This is a genomic window from Fontibacillus panacisegetis (assembly GCF_900102215.1).
In the GTDB taxonomy this organism is placed as follows: Bacteria; Bacillota; Bacilli; order Paenibacillales; family Paenibacillaceae; genus Fontibacillus; species Fontibacillus panacisegetis.
The window spans coordinates 32,090-55,168 of sequence record NZ_FNBG01000022.1 but is presented as its reverse complement, the minus strand read 5'-3'; the positions used below and the strand labels follow the sequence as shown (position 1 = coordinate 55,168).

Genomic DNA, 23,079 nt, shown 5'->3' with positions numbered 1-23,079 from the left:
AGCCTCCTCTAATTATTGTCTATATAAAGAATTTATTCTGAGGAATGGTTGTCCTATGCTATTTCGAATCGGACCCTGAAGTACTGCCTGGATTGGACTGTCCTACGCGGCTAAGGAAAGTAGATATTTTACGCAAATATTCTTTCGGGTGCTCGCGGAAAATTAATTCATGATGTGAGCCTTCGACAATCCATACATCAGAAGCAGGATTACTCTGGTTAGCCGCCAGCTTTTCTGCGATAGGGTAAGGTGCTTTCTCATCCTCCGTCCCGTGTATAAAGAGTGTCGGGAATGGATAGTCCTTGGATTTGACCTGAGGATACGGAATTTGTCGCAGACTGGTGCCGTTAAGTGCCGGAAGCAGCAGACTAATAATTTCGAGCGAAGGATGCCGTGGTAAATCTATATGCTGATGAATGTTATGATACATCGTGTCAGGCTCAAGCAGGAAGGTGCTGTCCAGAATCATTCCGTCGATATCTTCACTAGTTAGAGCCGCTTGTAGTGCGGTGCCTGCGCCCATGGAAAAGCCCCATACGATAATCTGTTGACCACCTCGCTGTTTGGCTAATGAGATAGCACCCAGCAATTGTTGGGCTTCCTTTTTACCGCCAGTAGCAACTTCCTTATTACTATCCTGGACGGCGAATCCGTAGTCAAACATAAGCACATTAAAGTCCAATTTATGAGCAAAATGGGCTAGATCGTACATCGGAATCCATGTTTCCTCGCGATTTGCTCCATATCCATGGCTGAAGACGATGGTTTTACTAGAGCCTTCCACGGGAATATACCATCCTTGCATCATTCGACTTCCATCGGCTGCTGGAAAGGAAACATCCTCATATGATAAATTTTTGGATAGCTTCGGATTGGAATAAAGAGGAGCTACCTTTGGATTTGACAACACCCATGCGATATAGCCATGCAGCGAGACGAAACAAAATAATAGAAAGAACAGGATCGATAGCAGGAGAGCCACGATCACGTGCTTAAAGCTGATGCGTCTGACTCCGAATCCGCTGGTCTCGGGTTCGCTCAAGCTGGGTGTCAGGGGGAGGTCGGTTTGACTGCCATGGCTCATGTTCTTTCCTCCTAACTATTAGATGTTGTTAAAAAGTCAGCTTTTGATCACGAAGTAAAGCGTAGAAGTAAACTCGACATCGAATCTTGAATTCAGCCGGGCCTTCCGGTACTCACGTACACAAAACAACCGACTTTTTAACGAATTGACTGTAGATGAAAAAAATACCAAATTATGTCGAAAAAAAGCGAATGTATAAAAATATCGTACGGCTACCCCATCATAATGTCAATGGAGATAGGCTCCATTGGCTTGGTTGGATTGACGGGAATACACCTTTTTCATATAATTTATGTAACAGTGTTTCATGTAGTGAAACTCTAAGAGAGGTGAATCCGCGATGGAGGACCGGAAGTTAACGGTACGCGCTGTAGAGAGGGCGCTAGATATATTGATGTGTTTTACTAGAGGCAGTGATCTTGCACTGACAGAAATCGCAGGGGAGATTGGGCTGCATAAGAGTACCGTGCATCGTCTTCTGACCACGTTGGAAGAGAAGGGGTTTGTAACCCGGGATCAGGCTACGGAGAAATATCGACTGGGCTTAAAAATATGGGAGTTGTCAGCACATTTATCACAAAATGATGATCCGGCAACATTGCTCCTGCCTCAGATGGAGCGTCTGCGTGATCGTCTTGGCGAGACGGTTAGCCTATATTTAAGAAATGGGACGGATCGATTGAGGATTCAGGCGGTACAGAGCAATCAGGCGATTCGCCGTGTCGCGCCTATCGGTGCCAGACTTCCGCTATATGTCGGGGCATCCAGCAAGGTGCTTGTTGCTTATGCTGATGACTCTGTGATCCAGAGCCTGCTGGAAGGTCCTGACTGGCCAACTGCTATAGACAAAACTGCTTATGTGGCTCAATTGCAGGAGATTCGCAGGATTGGATATGCTACCAGCTATGAAGAGAGAGAACCGGGAGCGGCAGCAGTATCTGCACCAATCTTCGGCAGATCCGGCAAAATCGCGGCTGCTCTGTCCGTATCAGGTCCTGTCAGTCGTTTATCACCGCTTACTTTGCAGGAATTTGGCCCGATCCTGATTGATGCTGCTAAGGATATGGGGATGATGATTAATTCATAATTTGAAATGTGAGATGCAATAATTATTTCATCATATGAAAAGGCGTTCTCCAGCATGACAATACTGGAGAACGCCTTTATTGTTAGTTTGCCTTTTTGATCCAATTGGCGATATCATCAATGACTTCTTTTGAGACATTATAAGGCTGGTAGTATTCCGATCCGATGGAAACTCCATCGTAAGCTGCCAAGGTATGATTTACCTTAGGGTATGATTTGAATTCGACGTTCTTGTGGTCAGCCAGCGCTTTTTGCCAGCCTTTATATTGTTCCATAGTAACTTGCCAGTCGTTTTCACCTTGCAGGATAAGAACTGGCAAGGTCTGCTTTTTGGCCAGATCGGCTGGAACATAATTTTTCTGCTCGAACCACCAGTATGCTGGTTGAAGCGGGAATTGGCTAGGGAGGTTGTCTACCGTATATTTTGGATCATCTACAATACTAGCGAGCGTAGTCCATTGAGCAGCCTGCTGCTCGTACGGAGTTGAATCCAAGCCTAACTTCTTAACCCGATTAACTAATTCTTCTTGCTGTTCAATCAGAACTGTAGTGAACTTGGAGCTTGGAGCAGACAGCAATATAGTACCCGCGATAGAGTGGTCCTTATCGTTATCTACAATTAGTGGCATTACGAAACCGCCTTGGCTATGACCGGCAACGAAGATACGTGCTGGATCAATAGCATCATTGCCCTGCAACAGCTGAACTGCAAGAAGGGCATCATCTACGCTTTCTCTTTTGAGTGTAAATTTAGGTTCTGCCGATACTTTAAATGTATGTTCATAAGTGATCTTGTCATAACGCAATACTGCTATGCCTTGAGAAGCGAGACCTACAGCTAAATCGCGGAATAGCTTGCCTCCGCCAATTGAAGAGTCGCGATCATGGGTACCAGACCCATGGATAAGCACTACAGCAGGAAATGGGCCATCTCCCTTAGGTAAAGTCAGCGTTCCGGGAAGCGCATATTTACCTTCTCCTACAGTGACTTCTTTTTCGGTATATGCAGCTGCATGATCATAATCAGGTTTTTGGTATGTCGAGACAGAGGCTGTTGTGATGAAAAGATCATCGATTTTTCCGTCAAGGTTAAGGCGCAGCGTTACTTCAAAAGGCAGAGTATCAGCCGTAAAAGTATATTTTACATTTCTGTGGACCGCAGTCGTGTATTCTGTTTTTCCTGTCTGCTTCTGATTTTTGCCAAAAAGAGTTGAATAATTGTTCCAGACCTGACCAAGCACTGGCGCTGGTATGGATTGAGCTAAAGACTCACTGATGTACCTGGCCGCTTTGTCTCCGTTGCCGGATTGCAGCTCTGCTAGGAACAGGTCAGCAGGATCGCTTGAGGCTTGAGCTTCGCCGAAGGTTTTTTTGATGAATTCCGCACTTACAAGTGCATTGCCGGACACGAGACGAACGGGCTGATCTAATGTTACACTTTTGCCGTCCAGAGTAGCGTTCTTGTCACCAATCTTCAAAATAAGGACATGGTTATCTTTTGTGATCGTGATGGTACGAGTCGATGGATTCCATTTGATCTCTGCACCTATGGATTTGGCGGTTTCTCTAATCGGTGCTAATGAGGTTCCGCTCTGACTCTGAGATAACGCCATTGCAGGAGTAGAGGATAGCAGCAGATTAAGGGAAAGAACGGCAGCTGAAGCTGATAGTAAGGTCATTTTTCTTTTTTTAGTCATGGTATAAGCCTCCCTGAAAAAATTAATTCACACCAGTAATAAAAGATACTGCGACAATAAGAGCGATAATCCCCAATAAGAAGAGACTCCCTGCCGGATGTCCAAAATTTACGGTCCAGCCGATACCAACTCTTTTTTCAACAAAAATAGAAGGGTCTTGCGGATTATAATATATGCTCCCAAGCTTCCAGTACATATCATCTTTGAATGGCTGCGCATTTGAGGAAGATGATTCACCGATTCGACTGCCTCCCTGACCTGTTGTAAAGGACAAGATGACCGCGAACAAAACGATGAAAGCCGGAATGGACATACTCACAAATATCATTACGTCAGCGTCAAGCGAGTAAATCATGTTTAATTGGATAAAAGAAAAGAGTACAATGACAGCCAGGCCAGACAGTACAGTGAACATCGACCATCTGCGACGGAACAAAGTGTTTTGTGAAATGGAGCGCTCTGGATGAGCTGCATCGATTTGCTGTTTACTTTTTTGAATGCTCCAGTTTACAAAGATAAACAAAAGCATCATCACGATTTGCGTAATCGTTGGAAAAAGTACGGTACGATATGATTTATCTGCTGAGTTGGTTACATTTCCTTGAAAATCAAATTTCATAGGGATGGTATTTGGAATTTTATCGTAGTTCATGAGCACAAGAATCGCCCCGATAACAATAACTACACCATGGATAATGAACCATTTGTTAGAGAGAATGAGGTTCTTTTGACGAAAGCTTGTGTCAATCGCAAGTACTGATTTTTTTGCGGAATTTGAAGGAAGAGATATACTTAGTTTTTTCATTTTAAAGTGAAAGATAAGGTTCATGATGATAGATGCGATGATCATTCCGCACAGAGATATTCCTATGATCGTGCTTTGAGATTCATCATTCATGCCCTTCATACTGTATATGAGGGAAATACATATAATTAACAGAGCAGAGTAAATCACCAAACTAATGGAAGCATATTGCTTGCGCATTTGGCGCAGCTGATTGCTGTTGTAGTTTTCTTCGCTGACCGTGATGCCGAAGCTGATCGTTTTTCTTGTTAAATAAGGCATGAACGACATGGAAACTAGAATCGGTACATAAATTAAAGCTAATAACAAAATAGATAATAGCTGCATTAATGATTCTCCTTTCTTCCAAGAGTAATCTCTCCGTAAATATTCTCCACGATTTCGAGAAGCTGTTCCTTGCTCATTCCTCTGCAAATGGATTCTGCAATGATCGGTTTAAGCTCCGCACGCTGCTTATCCAAAAACTCCTCATTTACTTGCGGCATACCGTCAGGATGAACTACAACACCTTTTTGACGATGAACTTGAATGTAGCCGTCCTGTTTTAATAGTGTATATGCTTTATTAACCGTATGGAGGTTCACTCCGATATCGGATGCAAGACCACGTACTGATGGCAACGGTTCGCCCAACTGAAGCTTTCCGCTGGCGATGCCTTCAATAATTCCATTAACCAGTTGTGTATATATTGGAACGTCTGATTGCATATCGAGCTCTATGATCATTAATTTCACCTCGTTGTGCCATCTGTTATATTTATACTATAACAGATGACACAATTTGAATGCAATATAAATGTGAAAGTCATAACCATCGGGTTTGCTGATGGCTTCAATCAGCCCTATAAGGGAATGGTGTAAGCAATCGCCTCAAGGGCCACTGAATGTCTGCCAACCCCGAGGTATCTCAGGCCACTCTTAAAGTGGAACTTTTATTTGCTCTTTTTTACTGACTCCGCCGTAAACGGGTCAAACAGTTCTTTCATCGTGATTTGTTTGTAGTTCTTGTCTTCTGAAGGTCAGTGATCGATAAATTTAAGAGTATATGGATTATATCAAACTTATAAAATATTATTTAGCAAATATTGAATAATATGGTATATTAACATCGCGGGTCGAAGTAATTCAAGGCAACACGAAGATACCAATAACAACAAGTGTTACTGATATTGAAGAGCTAGAAGACGTACTTAAAGAATTTAAAGAAAACATAGAAATTGAAAAACAAACTTCGAAAGAAATCCTTATCCCGGCAAGTTCAGAAAGTAAGATGAAAGCGACATATAATGATTCTCATCAGAACACCTGGTGGTGTTCAGGGAATGCAGGCTGGGGGGGAACTGCTGTAACTATTACTTGTAATGTTTCATACGATTATAGTTATACCTTTAATAGCAATGATGATCCTTATTTTACGAGTCTTAGTAATATCAAATCCCAATTAGATGGTATACACCTATATACTTGGGTCCAAAATAATGCCTCATATAATTTCACAAAAACCAATTACAATAATGACACAGCAAAAATTAAAGTATTGGGCTATTATTTATTAGGTATTGAATGGAATGGCGTCCCAATCGGTGCAACCATGAGTGATGAGTGGAATTGTAGTTTAAGACTTTACTAAATTTTAAAAAACGATCACTCTTGTTCATTCAAGAAGTGATCGTTTTTTCTTCTAAATTCCTTAATAATTACAAATATCCATTTACAGTTCATGCAGAACGGGATTTAAGGCGGTTATAAAATTTAACTAATAAGGTGAGTAAAAAATACGTAACAAATATATTGACTATATAGATGTCTGCCCTAAATGAAAATGAAGTGAAAAAGTGTTTTAGAAAAAGGATATGGTTAACTGGAGCTTCTAAATTGTGATAAGTATAGTACGTAAAAAAATTAAAAGGAACTCCTAATTTTATTTCATTATTCCCAGATTGATAAAATGGGTCCCAAAAAATCGAAGAAAGCGGTAGAAAAATACTCAACAGTGACAGCGTTCGTTTTTCCATTACACTCCCCTCCTTATATAGATTAAACAAATTATATCGTAAAAAGATTAAAAAAGTAAACTAATCCTATTAATTCCAAAAAAATGGGTTTTGCTAGGTTATATAATACTTATCGATCCTAGGATAGAGCACTCTGCTATGCTGCAAAAAGTAAGGCCCTGACAGATACCGTTCTACTAGTTGATTGCGAGTGTAGCCCCCAGTCGAACTAGGTGGCTTATACAAAAAAGACGGAGCAGCTATATCAGCTGCCCCGTCTATATAAGTACGCCCAGCATGGGCGTCATCACCCGTATCCGTGAACTTCGGTCACTCGGAGTCCCGGAGTGGGACTGCTATGTCATGGCAAACTCCCAGCGTGGGGCTTGGGAGATGTCTCGAAACACAAATAACGCCCTTCCGACTTCCTACTGGGAAGCGAAAGGGCTGAAAAGTTTACTTTCTCACTATCTGGAAATTTGTTAACCTTTTGGAACCGCCGTATGCGGACTTGCATGTACGGTGTGTGAGAGGACGGAGGTTAGTCGCCCCCTCCTACTCGATTAGGGTTGTACTTTGGTGTTTATTCAGGCATTAATCATTTGACGCAATACGGTCTGCAGAATACCGCCGTTATGGTAGTAATCAACGTCAACCATGCTGTCCAGACGGGCAACAACGGTGAATTCGAATTGTGTTCCGTCCTGGCGAGTCGCAAAGACGCTCAATTCTTGACCCGGCTTCACGTCGTTGCTCAGACCTACGATGTCGAAGGTTTCAGTTCCGTCGATCGCGAGTGTTTTCCAGCTATATCCCTCTTTGAATTGCAATGGAAGCACACCCATACCAACCAGATTGCTGCGGTGAATCCGTTCGAAGCTCTCTGCGATAACAGCTTTTACGCCAAGCAGATAAGTTCCTTTTGCTGCCCAGTCACGGGAGCTGCCGGTTCCGTATTCTTTACCTGCGATAACGACAAGGCTCTGACCATTCTCTTGATATTGCATCGAAGCATCATAAATGGACATTACCGAATCATTAGGCAAGTACTTCGTAACGCCACCCTCTGTACCAGGAGCAACCTGGTTACGAATACGGATGTTAGCGAAGGTACCACGCATCATCACTTCATGGTTACCACGGCGGGAACCGTAAGAGTTGAAATCTTTGCGAGCTACGCCGCGATCGTTAAGGTACGTACCAGCCGGACTTGTTGGCGAAATGTTACCAGCCGGAGAAATATGGTCAGTTGTAACGGAATCGCCAAGCAGAGCAAGAACGCGAGCGTTGCGAATGTCTGAGATATCCTGCAGACCATCGCTAATTTTTTCGAAGAACGGTGGATTCTGAATGTAAGTGGATTTTTGATCCCATTCATACAGCTCTCCTTGTGGAACCGGAATGGAGTTCCAACGCTCGTTCTGCGTAAACACATTTTCGTATTTGCTGCGGAACATTTCCGGGCTTACAGACAAGCCGATCGCTTCCTTGATTTCTGCGGAAGATGGCCAAATATCCTTCAGATATACCGGATTATTATGCTGGTCATAACCCAACGGATCGTTCTGCAGATCGATGTTCACTGTTCCTGCAAGTGCGTATGCAACGACGAGCGGAGGAGAAGCTAGATAGTTAGCTTTGACCTGTGCATGAACACGACCTTCGAAGTTACGGTTACCGGATAGAACTGCTGCAACGGTCATGTCATTATCAGCAATTGCAGCAGCCACTTCATCAGGAAGCGGACCTGAGTTACCGATACAAGTTGCACAGCCATAACCAGCGACATGGAAACCAAGTGCTTCAAACGACTCGATCAGACCAGCCTTTTGTAAATATTCGGTTACGACGAGAGAGCCTGGAGTCAAGCTGCTTTTTACATATCCAGGTTTCGTTAAGCCGCGTTCTACTGCTTTTTTCGCAAGCAGACCAGCACCGAGCATAACGCTAGGGTTTGAGGTGTTGGTACAGCTTGTGATCGCTGCGATTACTACAGCGCCAGTAGGAAGCTCGCTTGTAGTTCCGTCAGGATGCTGTACAGGCACCTTTAGGTTGATTTTCTCATCGCTGAGTCCGTATCCGCCTTTGTCGACAGGAGTACGAATAATGCTGTTGAAGCTTTCTTTCATTTGAGTCAGCTCAATACGGTCTTGCGGACGTTTAGGTCCGGCAAGGCTTGGTACAACGGAAGCAAGATCAAGCTCAATCAGATCGGTGAATTCAGGATCTTCTGTTGCACTTGTACGGAACATGTCTTGTGCTTTGTAGTAAGCTTCAACGAGAGCGATCTGCTCTTCGGAACGTCCGGTGCTGCGCATATAAGCAAGAGTTTCTTGGTCTACTGGGAAATATCCGACAGTAGCTCCGTACTCTGGAGCCATATTAGCTACAGTAGCACGGTCCGCGAGACTGATGTTGGCAAGGCCCGGTCCATAAAATTCTACGAACTTGCCGACAACGCCCTTTTTACGGAGCATTTGAGTTACAGTGAGCGCGAGGTCTGTAGCTGTAGCTCCTTCAGCCAGGCTTCCTGTCAATTTAAAACCAATAACCTCCGGTGCAACAAAATAAAGCGGTTGTCCGAGCATACCTGCTTCAGCCTCGATACCACCTACGCCCCAACCAACGACACCAAGGCCGTTAATCATAGTCGTGTGGGAGTCCGTTCCAACGAGTGAGTCAGGGAAAACAACGGTTTCGCCGTCTATTGTTTTTGTAGCGGCAACTGAAGCCAGATACTCCAGGTTAACTTGGTGAACGATACCGGTAGCTGGCGGTACAGCACGGAAATTGTTGAAAGCTGTTTGTGCCCAGCGAAGGAAACGATAACGTTCTTCATTACGCTCAAACTCTACCTTCATATTATATTCGAGCGCTTCAGGTGTTCCGAAAGCGTCAACCATGACAGAGTGGTCAATTACGAGATCAACAGGCACGAGTGGGTTGATTTGTTTAGGGTCGCCGCCTGCTTTTTTTACAGTGTCACGCATAGCAGCCAAATCGACTACAACAGGTACACCAGTGAAATCCTGCAATACGATACGGGCAGGAATAAATGGAATTTCTTTGTTGTCGTCATGGCCTTCACTCCAGCCGGCGATTTGTTTTACATGCTCCTCCGTGATTGCTCTTCCGTCATATTGGCGGACAGCTGCTTCGAGAAGTACCTTAATAGAAAATGGCAGTTTGGAAATTTTACCCAGTCCTTGCTGTTCCAACGCTTGCAGGTCATAGTAGCGATAATTCTTGCCGCCGACCTCGAGGGTACGGGCGCTGGAGAAAAAATCGTTCGTTGACATGAATGATCCTCCTTGTTTCATTAGATGAAACTCTATTTCAAAAAAACTCACTATCTCAAGTATACCGTCCCCCCAGTGGTGAGTAAAGAACTTTTTGCTTCTATTTGGCCCAATCTATTCTAAAAGAAGATGGCCCAGTGGAACATACTGGATTCGTTTAATTCATATATTTTCAGTAGCTAAAACGGAAGTGTCGAATATAAGGAGGCGAAGACGTGGCGGAGGAATGGAGAAAAATATTATCGATCTATGTGAATCAATATAATCAGGATGAGGTGGACTACAGAGTACGGACAGATAGCCAAATTGTCACTGACCTCGATTATTTAATGAAGAGCGGTGAGCGGAAGCGAAAGCTTGAAGGTTGGTACAGAGATAGAGGAGCATCTCCGCTCCGCTGCGAGACACGTGCAAGACTGGTGCGTGAAATTGAGAATCGCAGCGGAGAAATTGAAGTGGAGCTAATCCTTGGACAGAAAATATATTATGAAAAGGGCGGAGCCCGTCATCAGGAAGAACGAATGGAGAAACAACGGTTAACTTTGCAGCGTGAAGGAGACGGTTGGAATGTTTCTCGTGTATTCCAGCCTGTGCCTGAACGTAGTCCGGCAATGATGTTGCCTTTTTTACAGGAGAAAGAAACAGGGTATGAACGACGGAACGGATCGCCAAAACCTTTTTTAAATCATGAGCTTCTCGGTGGTGGAGCATCAAGAAGTATCGTATATCGCAGAGAAGATGCTGTTTTGTATGCAGATCGATGGTGGGACAGCTTTAACCCGGAATTCTCCGCATTTGAGGTGGATTGCACGAATTATATCTCCCAGTGCCTCTTTGCAGGCGGAGCCCCAATAAATTATACTGGAAAAAGAGAATCGGGCTGGTGGTACAAAGGATACGTTGGTGGGCGAGAAGCTTGGAGTTACAGTTGGTCCGTGGCCAATGCTTTGGAACGGCATCTGACCCACAGCAATAGCGGCCTGCGGGCTGAGCTCGTAGATCGGCCAGAGCAGCTGGAACTTGGTGACGTTATCATTTACGATTGGGATGGAAACGGGTCGTATCAGCATAGTACGATCGTTACAGCGTTTGACGCTGGAGGAATGCCTCTCGTTAATGCGCATACTGTTCCAAGCAAGCACAGATACTGGGATTATCGGGATTCGTATGCCTGGAACGAGAGTACAGTGTATCGCTTTTTCCATATTGCGGACCGATTATAAAATTATAATAAGGAAATAGAAGAGAGGAATGCCTCATGGGACAGAACAAATTAACTGTAGGGCTAATTTATGGTGGCAAATCGGGGGAGCATGAAATTTCACTTCAAACGGCTTATGCTGTTTCACAAGCGTTTGATTACGATAAATATGAATTGCTTCCTTTTTATATAACCAAGCAAGGTGAATGGAAGGTTGGCAGCAAGCTGGAAGGTCCTTTTACAGCATTAGAGCAGTTGAAGTTTGACCCAGAGTCTGGCAATGGGAGTACAGGAGCTGCAATTAACTTGCTGTTTAGCAAGCTTTCTACTGGAGAATCAGCGATTGATGTTGCATTTCCTCTATTGCATGGTACTAACGGCGAAGACGGTACAATCCAAGGTTTATTCGAGATGGCTAACTTGCCGTATGTTGGTGCTGGTGTATTGGCATCTGCAGCAGGGATGGACAAAGTAATTATGAAGAAACTGTTTACGGATGCAGGTCTTGAACAATGTAAATACAGCTACTTCACAGCAACAGAATGGGAACGCGGAAACCACAATCTGATACAAAACATCGAGAAAGAGCTTGGATACCCTTGCTTTGTGAAGCCAGCGAATCTTGGATCAAGCGTAGGTATATCCAAAGCAAGTACTAGAGATGAACTTATTAAATCGGTTGCCTTTGCATTCCGTTATGATGTGAAAGTCATTGTAGAGGAATTCGTGGATGCTCGTGAGGTGGAAGTCGGCGTGCTGGGCAACGATGAGCCGTTGGCTTCAGTACCAGGAGAAATCGTATCGTCCAGCGAATATTATGATTACACTGCTAAATATCTGGATGGAAAATCGCAAATGTTAATTCCAGCCCCTATCGATACTGAGCTCGCAGAACGCATTCGGGATCTAGCGGTGAAGGCGTTTAAAGCGGTAGCTTGCAGCGGATTGTGCCGGGCTGACTTTTTCGTAAAAAAAGGCGATCAAACTATTTGGATCAACGAAGTGAATACGATGCCTGGATTCACTCCATTCAGTATGTATCCGTTGCTTTGGCGCGAGACCGGATTATCCTATGAAGCACTGCTTGATCGGTTAATTGAACTTGCGCTGGAGCGTTATGAAGCACGACAAAATCTTGATTTCGAAAACGGAGTTAATTAATCTGCTTCATCATTTTAAATGGAAGGATGTTGCATATGGGATTTCAAACGGAATTCAACTCAGTATGTAAATTCAAGAATGAACAGGAGCTCTATGAGCTGCTTGAGTATGGAAAAGGAAAAATGCGTAAGCAGCAGTTTCGCGTATATCCTACGGGGCAAAAGGTAATCGCGTATTCCCCCGACAATACAGCAGTAGCCATCGTAAAAATTACCGCTTGTGTATCTGAAATCAATTTTAACGGTGAGGAAGTTACCTCGGTAGAGCTCGATCTGGTGCGGAAATTAACCGAGGAAGAGTCTGCAGTTCAGACGGCGCTGGCCTATGAAATGTTCTTTGGTGAGGCACAAGAGGGATAATGATCGTTCGCTTCGGTTATGTAGCAATGTCGACAACCCTTGAGAATGCATCTCCGTCAAAGACGATGACCTATAAGACGTTTAGCGGACTTACCGATCAGGAAGCTGCTGTACGTCGATTAGAATCAATTGCTGCAGAAAATTTGCATAATACGATGCGACTTTTAAGGCATAGTATTGCTCATGATATACATGTGTATCGTTTTACGTCTAAGCTGATTCCGCTTGCTACACATGAAGCGCTGATTAATTTGGGATGGAATCCTTATGAGGCTTTGGCTAAGCCTTTTGCAGAAGTAGGAGAATTTGTGAAAAATCACGGAATGAGAGTATCCTTTCATCCGGATCATTTTACAGTATTAAGTACTCCTCGTCCTGAAGTGCTTCGTAACTCCATTCGTGATTTACAGTATCATGTTGCAATATTAGAGGCGATGGGACTGGATTCCCGGGCGAAGAACAACATTCATGTTGGCGGAGCCTATGGGGACAAGCCTTCTGCCGGGCAACGTTTTATAGAAAATGTCATTGCACTGCCGGATAAGATAAAGAAAAGATTGACTCTTGAAAACGATGATAAGACCTTTAATGCCCCGGAGACGCTTAAAATTGCAGAATCATTAGGTCTTCCGATGGTACTTGATATTCATCATCAATGGGTGAATAACGTGGGTGAGACCCCGGCAGAGCTGTGGCCCCGTATTTTACGGACGTGGACAAGCCCTTTCGCCCAAGCGGATGTTCCCGAGGGACAATTTCTTGCTCCCAAAATACATGCTTCCAGTCCTAAGAGTACGAGCGACCTGCGTGGTCATGCTGATCATGTCATCGCTGCTCCATTGCTGCATTTTCTTCGGGAAATTGCTCCGATGACCAAGCAGGTTGATGTCATGCTGGAAGCGAAGCTCAAGGATGGTGCCGTATTTGCATTAATGGAAGACTTGCGACAATACTCGGGAGATGGCGTTGAAATTATCGACGGTGCGACCGTCCGGATTGTTCCATGATTATCTTACTATTGAAATATTTGGTGATTTGGGGTAAGTTGGACGAGGATAGTAACTATTAGGGAGGATTCATTGGATGGGAGAACTATTAGCAGGCAAAAATATTATCGTTATGGGTGTTGCAAATGACCGCAGTATTGCGTGGGCGATTGCCCAGAGTCTTGCGGAACAGGGCGCTCGGCTTGCATTTACATATGAAAGTGAGCGTGTAGAAGGAAGAGTACGTAAGCTGGCAGAAACTATTCCGAACTCCATTATTCTTCCATGCAACGTAACGGTGGATGAGGAAATAGACAAACTTGCCGATAACCTGAAGAGTGAATTTGGCGTATTGCATGGCATTGTTCATAGTATTGCTTTTGCCAAGGCAGAGGATTTGGCTGGAGAATTTGTGGCTACTTCTCGTGAAGGTTTTGCGCTGGCGAATGATATCAGCGTGTTTTCGTTAGTAGCAGTTTCGCAGCGGTTAGCTCCGCTTATGACTGAAGGCGGAAGCATTATGACGATGACATATATGGGTGCTGAGCGTGTAATGCGCAATTATAATGTGATGGGTGTAGCTAAGGCGGCGTTGGAATCGTCCGTCCGTTATTTAGCGAACGACCTTGGTCCGAAGGCCATTCGAGTCAATGCAATTTCTGCCGGGCCGATTCGTACACTTGCAGCAAAGGGTATCAGTGACTTCAATTCGATCCTGAAGCAGGTAGAAGAAAAAGCTCCACTCCGTAAAACAACAGAAACTGCTGAAGTCGGCGATACTGCAATGTTCTTGCTGAGCCATCTGTCCCGTGGAATCACTGGAGAAGTGATCTACGTGGACGGGGGATATAATATCGTCGGTGCGTAAGTTAATAGATTTGTAACGAGAAGTTCGTTTCCGGCGAGAGAGACATTCCCCGCAGGATACGAACTTTTTGTATAATAAGAGTGAAAAGAGATCAGCGCTGCAACAAAGCCTGAAAAAGCATAGAGCAGGTTAAATGGACGCAACTTTAATCCCAACGTAACGTATAGTTGTAAAATAGTCTTTTTTGATGGATCTATAAGATTAAGAGAATAATAAAGTGAGATGTAGAACGATGAGAATACAGGTAGAAAGTAGAGTGAAATCATTGGAAGATAAAACGAAGATTCCTTATGTCGTGGGCAGTAAGAGCCCGACAGCCGTAGCTATTAACAGCGCATCCAAAGCCGGTGAATGGATAAAAAGCAAACTTGGCATGCATCAGGAATTGAATACGAAGGTATCTCCTCAAGATTTGGTTACGGATGTTGATAAAGGCGCTGAAATGATGATCCGCAAACTTATTCTGACGCATTTTCCGAATCATGATATTTTGGGTGAGGAAGGGGTTGCACCTGGAGCGACTGCTTCGGCCGCAGCGTTATCCAAGGCTAGTCAATCCGAATACTTATGGATCGTCGATCCAATCGACGGTACGACGAATTTCGTACATGGCTTCCCATTCTTTTGTGTATCGATAGCACTCGCTTATCGTGGTGAGGTTATCGTTGGAGTCATTTATGACCCGATTAAGGACGAGATGTTTGTAGCGGAAAAAGGAAAAGGTGTATATATCCACGGTAATCGGGGCGAAGTCTCTAAAGAAGCAAATCTTTCGGATAGTGTAATTGGTGTAGGATTTAATCCGGATCGTGAATTTGGACTGCCGACGAATATGAAAGGTATTAACGCTCTTGCTAGTACCACCCGTAGTTTGCGTGCAGGGGGCTCGGCAGCTCTTCATCTGGCTTATGTTGCGATTGGTCGGCTCAGTGGATACTATGAAGTAGGGCTGAATGCATGGGATATTGCTGCGGGTGCGCTAATGGTGGCGGAATCCGGTGGAATAGTGACGGATACGGTAGGTAAACCTTATGATATCGGTGTCCACCATGTAGTTGCTAGCAATGGGAAAATCCACGCCGAGCTGTTGGAGACTATAAAAGCCGCGAATGCAACGGGAATTGCTTAGTGTAAAACATTCAGAAGGAGTGTCACTTGATGAGCGATGAGAAGGAACTGGAGAAGGAGCTTAGTGAGCTTTTAAGCGATGGGGAGCTCAGTATCAGTGAAGAAGAACGTAGGCAGAAAGAACGTAAATTGCTGTCTACCAGATATGAAATTCGAGTGCAGACTCAGTTGGACCCTATCGTGGAGGAGACTCGCGCCTATCGCAGCATCGCAAGGGAAGTCGACGACCGTTATGACGAGTATATGAAGAAGGCAGACAAGAAGAATTAGATGGATTCATTCTGAATGAAGAACCCGGGGCCACATGGTCACGGGTTTTTGCGTTACTGCCAGCTAATTAGTGGAAAAAATCCCATACAAACGGCGCCATTTTTTCTATTAAACTATTTAATATGCTATCATATTTCATATATTAATTATTTAAGATATTTAAGGAGTTGTGATGGTTTGAACAAAAAAAGAAATAAAATGCCCATAATCTCGGCAATTGTTGTAATTATGCTGATGCTTAACGGCAGTGCTGCTGCGGCTTCATCATTGACTTCGTCAACGCCTGCTGATGAATACCTGATAGTTGCGCTAGGAGATTCTATTAGTGCAGGATATGAGCCTGGAATGGATGAGAAGAGTGTTCCGTACGGTTTTGTAGAGCGGTTAAGTGAGCAGGGATTGTTTCATGGACGCACGAAATCAGTGAACTATGGCATCCTGGGACTGACCAGTACAGGGCTTGGCAATTATGTATCGGCAATTAAAGACGGTAAGCAAGTGACACCGAATGAAATCCAGCAGGGGCTCCCTGATCCCCGAATTGCGGCTTTCGCAGCAGGAACATCGACTGCTAAAGCTGATCTCAGCAATGCGGATTTGATTACAATAACGATTGGTGGCAACGATATTCAGAAGCTTCTTCCTGACATTAAGGATATGTCTTCCGATCAAGTCAAAGTACAGTCCACTGATATTTTAACTAACTATGCTCTTCAAGTTCGCAGTATTGTGGATACTTTAATCGAACTGAACCCTGAAGCACAAATTGTGGTGGCAGATCAATATCAACCAATTCCGAAAATCGCAGGAGCTGGTACTTACGTAACACTTCAGAATGTTGCAACTTCTTTTACAGCAGTTGTAGATGAAATTGCTGAGCAATATACAGCACAAGGGAAAAACGTGAAAGCGGCGCATGTTGCAGAGGCATTCGTCGGACGCGAAATTTCATTGACTCATATTTACCCGGAAACCGATATCCATCCTAATCAAAAGGGCTATGAGGAAATAGCCAAAGTTATCTCCAAGGTCGTATGGGATAGCTACACGGAAACTGCAGCAAAAAAGGGAGAAGCAGAAATATCTATAGTTGTAAAAGGTGTGGAGTTAAAATCCCAATATCAACCCGTCTTGAAAAACGGTCAGACCTTTATTGCGATTAAAGATATCACGGATGCAATCGGTGGCGAATCCCGCTGGAATAGCAAGACACAATCTGCAACAGTTACCTATGAAGGGCGATCCGTTGTAATTCCGATGGGTTCTAATAAGATTACCTCTAATGGTGAAACGCTCACTACAGCAAGCCCGGCATTCCTGCACAAGATTGGCAAAGAATCAAAAACCTATGTTCCTTTAGCAATTCTTGCACAGGGCTTGGGCCTTGATGTGAAATACAGCGGCAAAACAAAAACGGTATTTATTAATTTATGATCATTCAAAAAGGCACGGCGCGCTGAGTTCATCAGCGGCTGCTGTGCCTTCTTTATTTTCCTATGATAATGGTTTAATTGCGATGAACCGTAATCTTACATAGTCCGCATGCCAGGCATCGTTGATGAACAATTTTGGTCGTGTCAACTGCTCTACCTGATGGATGATGGTTTGTTTTTCCTGATCACCAAGCCCTGCAAAATAGGTATCGGCAGCGAATCCATTAATCCAATGGGATAGACCTTTTTCTCGATCCTCCAGCTTGGTGAACCGATCAAGATGCGTCATATACTGCACGCGGAAGCCTTGCTGCTCCAGTAAAGTACTGTAATCCCCCACACTTGGAAAATACCATGGGTCCAGCGATTCAGCATCAATCCCATATTCTTCACGAAGTATCTGAACTATGGATGAGATAATGATCTCGACATTGCCTTTTCCACCAAACTCTGCAACAAAGCGTCCTCCGGGTCTCAGAGCATTCCACACCGAACGAATTACACTCGGGGCATCCTTCATCCAGTGCAGCGCAGCATTAGAGAAAACGGCATCTACAGGCGTATCCAATTCAAACCGCTCACCATCTCCAACTTTAAAATTGAGGCCAGGATATTTGTATCGCGCTTGTTCAATCATTTGGGCAGAAAAATCCATCCCAACGACCTTGGCTCCAGTTCCAGCAATCTCATTGCTTAAATCGCCAGTTCCACATCCTAAATCTAATATGACTTCGTCACGCTGCGGCTTCAGTAGATTGACCACGCCTTTGCCATATTCCGATACAAATCCTAACTTGTTATCGTAGTGTTCTGGCTGCCACACCTGATTAGTTCCCATCATCTCATCCTCCTAGAGTTGGAATGGAATTATTATCTCATGGGAGGTTCAATTGGTATAATATATAAATACAATTGCGTTAATAGGTATATCCTATAATATGGTTGCGGTAAACCGATCTCTAGTGAATGTGATTACATGGGATATATGCAAAATAGAGGACAAAGGCCGCTTAGATCATAGTAAAGATAAACGGTCCTTTGTCCTCTATGGAGATGTCTTAATGCTATGCTACTTAGTGCTAATTTCCTTAAACGAAGCATCGGCAGCTTCCAGTGTAAAATCAATATCTTCTTCCGTATGCGCAGTTGTCAGGAACCAGGCTTCATATTTGGAAGGCGCCAGATTAACGCCACGGTTCAGCATGGCGCGGAAGAAGGCTCCAAATGCTTCTCCGTCAGTATCTTGCGATTCATCGTAGTTAGTTACCGGATGGTCGCAGAAATGAGTGGAGAAGGAGCCGCGAATTTGATTGATCGTAAGCTGAACTTCATAACGGCTGGCCGATTCAGCCAATCCTTTGGTCAGCTTCAGCGTGAGACGCTCCATTTCTTCGTAGATACCTTTACCTTGAAGGACTTCAAGACAAGCGATACCCGCAGAAATGGAAGCCGGGTTACCAGCCATTGTACCCGCTTGATAAGCAGGGCCGAGCGGAGCAACCTGCTCCATGATTTCCTTGCTGCCGCCATATGCACCGATCGGCAGGCCGCCGCCGATGATTTTGCCGAGCGCAGTCAGGTCAGGCTTAATCAAATCATGGTTGGCAAGCCCTGCATAGGTTTGTGTAGATCCGTAATGGAAGCGGAACGCGGTAATTACCTCATCATAGATGACAAGTGCACCATATTGTCTTGTAAGTCGGCATACATCCTCGAGGAATCCTGCTTTGGGCATAACCATACCGAAGTTCCCGACGATCGGCTCAATCATAACAGCCGCAACGTCGTCCCCCCACTTCTTAAGAGCCTCGTGTAGAGCCTCTGCATTGTTAAAAGGTACAGTAATTACTTCTTGAGCTATGCTTGCAGGAATACCTGCGCTATCAGGGATACCCAGTGTAGAAGGACCCGATCCGGCCGCAACCAATACTAAATCTGAATGACCATGGTAGCATCCTGCAAACTTGATGATTTTGTTCCGTTTCGTATAAGCACGAGCTACACGAATCGTTGTCATAACAGCTTCCGTACCTGAGTTCACGAAACGAACCTTGTCCATGGAAGGGATTGCATCCTTCAGCATGGCAGCAAGCTGAATCTCAAGCTCTGTTGGTGTACCGTAAAGTGTGCCGTTAGCGGCTGCTTCCTGAATAGCCTTTGTCACGTGAGGGTGAGCATGTCCTGTAATAATCGGTCCGTATGCTGCGAGATAATCAACATAACGGTTCCCGTCAACATCCCAGAAATGAGCGCCTTGGGCTCTCTTCATAAAGACGGGTGCCCCGCCACCAACCGCTTTGAATGAGCGAGAGGGGCTGTTGACGCCGCCGACAATATGTTTTAGTGCTTCTTCATACAAGTGTTCAGATTGTTTACGATTCATCGAGAGATAACGTCCTTTCAAAATTAGCTTTAAACAAACAATACTTCCAGTGAGCCGTATTACGGCTCGCTGGAAGTAGCTCCATTAGGGGAATTGTCTGTTGCACTATTGTTACTGCCGTTTGAAGAAGAAGTGGATGTACCGCTGTCAGTTTCATTAGCAGCTTCTTCTTTTTTATTAAATACTTCCTGCACGTAAGTCTTTAGATCATCTTCGTCTCGAACTCCAAGTACTTCAGAGCCTCCGATATTTTTCTCAACGAGAAGCTCCATTGGCGGTATTTGTTCGCTGCTGCTCATCTGGCTTGAGTACCCAATTGTAGCGAGCTTCCACATATCTTCGACTGAAAGGTTGGTATCGATATATGGATTCATTTTCTCCAGAATCGATGGCAACTTCATAATGGATGTAGTGGATTTCATCTTCTCTGCAACTGCAGTCAGGAAATTACGCTGCCGCTCGGTTCTCGAATAGTCTGACATGGCATCATGACGAAACCGTACATATTGCAGGGCAGTTGTACCGTCCAGATGCTGAAATCCCTTTTTGAGATCGATATCATATTCGTGATTGTCAGCTTTACTGGTGTATTTCATATCCTTTTCTACATAAAAATCAACGCCGTCTACAGCATCAACAAGCTCAATGAACCCTTGAAAGTCTGTATATACATAATACTGGATCGGAATGCCGAGCAGATCGGATACAGCCTTCATGGCTGTGTTTGGCCCGTGCGTAATGGCCGTGTTGATACGATCCGAACCATGATCCGGTATTTTTGTGTAAGTATCGCGCATAATGGAGAACAGGTAGCCTTTTTTAGATACAGGGTCGATGGATGCGACCAGCATAGTATCGGAGCGCGGGATTTCACCTTTTTTAAGACCCCGGGCATCTACACCCATAAGCAAAATGTTTACACGTTCAGTTCCTTCCCACTTAGGCGGTTCTTCTACTTTCGTCTCGGTAGTCTGGACATTGTAGAAGGGTGACTCCTCGCCACTCTTTTGGAAGTTATCCACTTGATTGTAAATCGCAATGAAGTAGTAAGCTACGAGCGCGGCGATCACGATAAATACTCCGACCACTGACCAAATAATCGCTCGTTTTGTACGTCTTGTCATAATGTTCGTCCTTTCAGAAATAAAACAATGATTTCGTTTTGGATATAGAGGTTCTTCATATCATTACATTATAATTTCTTTTATAATTACAATCAATTTTCATATTTTAACCAATATGTTAAGTTAATATTTGGAGGAGATCATATGCAGAAGAAAACAACACAATCCGTAGAACTTGGAAAGCAAGTACCTGACTTCAAACTGCCCGCAAGCGGAGGCGAACAACTCTCGTTAAGCCAGTTTCGCGGTCACAAGGTAGTCATATACTTTTATCCCAAAAATATGACTCCAGCATGTACACAAGAGGCGTGCGATTTTCGGGATTACCATGGTGATTTTGCTAAATATGGTGTCATCGTATTAGGCATCAGTGGAGATACAGCAAAGTCACATGACAATTTTATAGCGAAAAAGGAATTGCCGTTCCCCCTGTTATCCGATACTGACCATGAGGTGTGCAGATTGTTCGGAGTATGGCAGCTTAAGAAGCTGTATGGACGCGAATACGAAGGAATCGTGCGTTCAACTTTTCTTATTGATGAGGAAGGGATTCTGGTTCGTGAATGGCGCTCTGTAAGGGTAAAAGGCCATGTGGGTCAGGTGCTTGAAGCAGTTAAAGAAACGAATCTGGAAGCATAAATTTCAAGCGAATTGAAAATCGAATGGATTTAATGATCTAAATTCATAAAAATTTGAGACAGTCTAAGAAGTCTATTTATATATATCTCTTCATACAATCTACCAGAAAGCCAAATGATTCATATAAACGGTTGGAGGTAGAAATATATGAAGCGAAATTGCACTATTAGTCAGTTATTATTACGCAGCATACTCATTATGATGCTAGTTATTACTGTAGTCATTGTTATGATTACGGGTCAAAAAGGAGCTCTGCCCGAGGCGAACGCTTCTGACATTTCAACTGCCAGTTCATCTGGTAGTTTATCTGCCAGTGCGTCATCCCATTCTGTAAATCGGGCAGCAGCTCCTGTTTCTTTAGATGCAGTTGGAACCGGTGTTCCGACTTTTGAAAGGTCTATAGCGAAAACATCTGTTGCAAAAAAGAGTTCAAATGAAAAGATTGTGTACTTAACCTTCGATGACGGTCCAAGCAAATTAACCGATCAAGTGCTGGATATTCTAAAAAAGGAAAATGCAGCAGCCACCTTCTTTGTTCTGGGAGAGCATGCAAAACATTCGCCTGAAGTGATCTATCGGATTGTTGATGCGGGCCATGCAATAGGCAATCATAGTTTTGATCATAAATACGATGATTTGTACAGCAGCTTCACTCATTTTTGGGGGCAGATCAAGGCGACAGAGGAAGTTCTTAAAGAGATTATCGGAGTACGACCCGAGCTGGTGCGAGCACCGGGAGGAACCTATGGTCATTTTGATGAGACATATTTTAATCTGCTTGAACAGGGTGGCTACAAAGTGTTCGATTGGGATGTAGATAGCGGAGATTCCAAACGTAGGGGAGTTCCAGCATCCGAAATCGTTAAAAATGTGACTTCAACTAAATTGAAGAACGAAATGATTGTATTGATGCACGATGGGACAGGACACGCGGAGACGGTAAAGGCATTGCCTGAAATTATTAAATTTTATAAAAAGCATGGATACACCTTTCGAGCTTTATCTACAGAGCAAAGTCCTGTTCAGTTTCATATATCCCCATCTGTTAAGAATAAAGGAAGGAACTCGCCATCTCTGGCTTGGGTACAAAAAAATGTAGTCCCTAATGCAGACCTGTTCGGTCCAGGTCAATCGTTGGTTCTCGAAGCGGCAGGTGTAGAGACAAGGCTTGATCCAGGTGAGTATTCGCTGCGAAATGGACAATATCAAGTTCCGATCCGCACGGTAATGGAACGCTTGGGAGCTCAGGTTAAATGGGATCAGTCTAATAGGACTGCTGTCATTGTATGGGGGGATGTTCGAATTATTATCGATACAAAAAGAGAAACAATTACAGGAGAGCAGGGTGAATCCTCTGCACGGAAAGGTCCAGTCGCCATTAATCATGATAAATCATCACTTTGGATTCCATTGCGGACTCTTCTGGAATCCTCAGGACAAACTATTGTTTCTGTTGCTGCTAGCCAAAAGGAACGCAGAGTAAAAGCGCAATAATAGATTTTTTCCTCCTGCGGAGGTCTATTTCAGCTAGTTCTGGAGAGACTAGTTGATAGATTTTTGTAA

At 44.1% G+C, this 23,079-nt stretch carries 20 protein-coding genes and 1 pseudogene; 13 read left to right on the top strand and 8 right to left on the bottom strand.

From position 1 onward, the window contains the following. Positions 1-58: 58 nt before the first annotated feature. Positions 59-1,084: an alpha/beta hydrolase gene (locus BLS49_RS17180; RefSeq protein ID WP_091233379.1), complete on the bottom strand. Its 1,026-nt coding sequence runs from the start codon at positions 1,082-1,084 to the stop codon at positions 59-61. 340 nt (positions 1,085-1,424) lie between these two features. Here BLS49_RS17180 and BLS49_RS17175 point away from each other — a divergent pair, with 340 nt between their 5' ends. After that, positions 1,425-2,171 (top strand): IclR family transcriptional regulator, encoded by a 747-nt coding sequence (locus tag BLS49_RS17175; protein ID WP_091233376.1) that lies wholly within the window; start codon positions 1,425-1,427, stop codon positions 2,169-2,171. A gap of 82 nt (positions 2,172-2,253) precedes the next feature. Here the strand turns inward: BLS49_RS17175 and BLS49_RS17170 are convergent, their stop codons facing one another. Genes BLS49_RS17170 through BLS49_RS17160 form a run of 3 tightly spaced genes read right to left on the bottom strand, consistent with a single transcriptional unit; the run spans position 2,254 to position 5,397 of the window. After that, positions 2,254-3,867: an alpha/beta hydrolase family protein gene (locus BLS49_RS17170; RefSeq protein ID WP_091233373.1), complete on the bottom strand. Its 1,614-nt coding sequence runs from the start codon at positions 3,865-3,867 to the stop codon at positions 2,254-2,256. A 22-nt stretch (positions 3,868-3,889) separates the two neighbouring features. After that, entirely contained in the window at positions 3,890-4,999 is a 1,110-nt protein-coding gene (locus BLS49_RS17165) for a DUF1648 domain-containing protein (RefSeq protein ID WP_091233370.1), read from the bottom strand. Next, positions 4,999-5,397, bottom strand: a complete 399-nt coding sequence (locus BLS49_RS17160; protein WP_091233366.1) for a GntR family transcriptional regulator — start codon at positions 5,395-5,397, stop codon at positions 4,999-5,001. The genes BLS49_RS17165 and BLS49_RS17160 overlap by 1 nt, the downstream gene beginning before the upstream one ends. A gap of 544 nt (positions 5,398-5,941) precedes the next feature. Here BLS49_RS17160 and BLS49_RS24595 point away from each other — a divergent pair. Further along, the gene (locus BLS49_RS24595) at positions 5,942-6,301 is read left to right on the top strand and encodes a hypothetical protein (RefSeq protein ID WP_139173152.1); all 360 of its coding nucleotides are present in this window, start codon (positions 5,942-5,944) and stop codon (positions 6,299-6,301) included. 667 nt (positions 6,302-6,968) lie between these two features. Then, positions 6,969-7,151 (top strand): annotated as a pseudogene (locus BLS49_RS25640) (group II intron reverse transcriptase/maturase); the annotation flags it as partial. Positions 7,152-7,252: 101 nt separating this feature from the next. On the opposite strand, the gene acnA reads toward BLS49_RS25640, so the two are convergent. Then, a complete protein-coding gene (gene acnA, locus BLS49_RS17145; protein ID WP_091233361.1) occupies positions 7,253-9,964 on the bottom strand; it encodes an aconitate hydratase AcnA in 2,712 nt (903 codons plus the stop codon). A gap of 215 nt (positions 9,965-10,179) precedes the next feature. Between acnA and BLS49_RS17140 the strand changes: the two genes are divergently transcribed. The 8 genes from BLS49_RS17140 (at position 10,180) to BLS49_RS17105 (ending at position 17,371) form a co-directional block, all read left to right on the top strand. Next, complete coding sequence (locus tag BLS49_RS17140) at positions 10,180-11,187, top strand: amidase domain-containing protein (RefSeq protein WP_091233357.1); 1,008 nt, start codon at positions 10,180-10,182, stop codon at positions 11,185-11,187. Between the two features lie 35 nt (positions 11,188-11,222). After that, positions 11,223-12,326 (top strand): D-alanine--D-alanine ligase, encoded by a 1,104-nt coding sequence (locus BLS49_RS17135; protein WP_091233354.1) that lies wholly within the window; start codon positions 11,223-11,225, stop codon positions 12,324-12,326. Positions 12,327-12,361: 35 nt separating this feature from the next. Further along, entirely contained in the window at positions 12,362-12,685 is a 324-nt protein-coding gene (locus BLS49_RS17130) for a hypothetical protein (protein ID WP_091233350.1), read from the top strand. Next, positions 12,685-13,692, top strand: coding sequence for a UV DNA damage repair endonuclease UvsE (gene uvsE, locus BLS49_RS17125; protein WP_091233347.1), 1,008 nt, complete (start codon positions 12,685-12,687; stop codon positions 13,690-13,692). Before BLS49_RS17130 ends, uvsE begins: the two co-directional genes overlap by 1 nt. 76 nt (positions 13,693-13,768) lie before the next feature. After that, positions 13,769-14,539, top strand: coding sequence for an enoyl-ACP reductase FabI (gene fabI / locus BLS49_RS17120; protein WP_091233344.1), 771 nt, complete (start codon positions 13,769-13,771; stop codon positions 14,537-14,539). Positions 14,540-14,771: 232 nt separating this feature from the next. Then, the gene (locus BLS49_RS17115; RefSeq protein ID WP_091233342.1) at positions 14,772-15,668 is read left to right on the top strand and encodes an inositol monophosphatase family protein; all 897 of its coding nucleotides are present in this window, start codon (positions 14,772-14,774) and stop codon (positions 15,666-15,668) included. Positions 15,669-15,697: 29 nt separating this feature from the next. After that, positions 15,698-15,937 carry a hypothetical protein gene (locus tag BLS49_RS17110; protein ID WP_091233339.1) on the top strand — a complete coding sequence of 80 codons (240 nt, stop codon included), beginning with the start codon at positions 15,698-15,700 and terminating at the stop codon, positions 15,935-15,937. Between the two features lie 177 nt (positions 15,938-16,114). After that, positions 16,115-17,371 carry a stalk domain-containing protein gene (locus BLS49_RS17105; RefSeq protein ID WP_245742518.1) on the top strand — a complete coding sequence of 419 codons (1,257 nt, stop codon included), beginning with the start codon at positions 16,115-16,117 and terminating at the stop codon, positions 17,369-17,371. Positions 17,372-17,431: 60 nt separating this feature from the next. On the opposite strand, the gene BLS49_RS17100 is transcribed toward BLS49_RS17105, so the two are convergent. From BLS49_RS17100 to BLS49_RS17090, 3 genes are all read right to left on the bottom strand, one after another. Next, positions 17,432-18,211, bottom strand: coding sequence for a class I SAM-dependent methyltransferase (locus tag BLS49_RS17100; RefSeq protein ID WP_342707213.1), 780 nt, complete (start codon positions 18,209-18,211; stop codon positions 17,432-17,434). A gap of 228 nt (positions 18,212-18,439) precedes the next feature. Then, entirely contained in the window at positions 18,440-19,753 is a 1,314-nt protein-coding gene (locus BLS49_RS17095) for a glutamate-1-semialdehyde 2,1-aminomutase (RefSeq protein ID WP_091233333.1), read from the bottom strand. Positions 19,754-19,812: 59 nt separating this feature from the next. Next, a complete protein-coding gene (locus BLS49_RS17090; RefSeq protein WP_091233330.1) occupies positions 19,813-20,877 on the bottom strand; it encodes an LCP family protein in 1,065 nt (354 codons plus the stop codon). 144 nt (positions 20,878-21,021) lie between these two features. Here BLS49_RS17090 and bcp point away from each other — a divergent pair, with 144 nt between their 5' ends. Continuing rightward, positions 21,022-21,516, top strand: coding sequence for a thioredoxin-dependent thiol peroxidase (gene bcp, locus BLS49_RS17085; RefSeq protein ID WP_091233327.1), 495 nt, complete (start codon positions 21,022-21,024; stop codon positions 21,514-21,516). A 147-nt stretch (positions 21,517-21,663) separates the two neighbouring features. Next, positions 21,664-23,010, top strand: a complete 1,347-nt coding sequence (locus tag BLS49_RS17080) for a polysaccharide deacetylase family protein (RefSeq protein WP_091233324.1) — start codon at positions 21,664-21,666, stop codon at positions 23,008-23,010. The last annotated feature ends 69 nt before the right edge of the window (positions 23,011-23,079 follow it).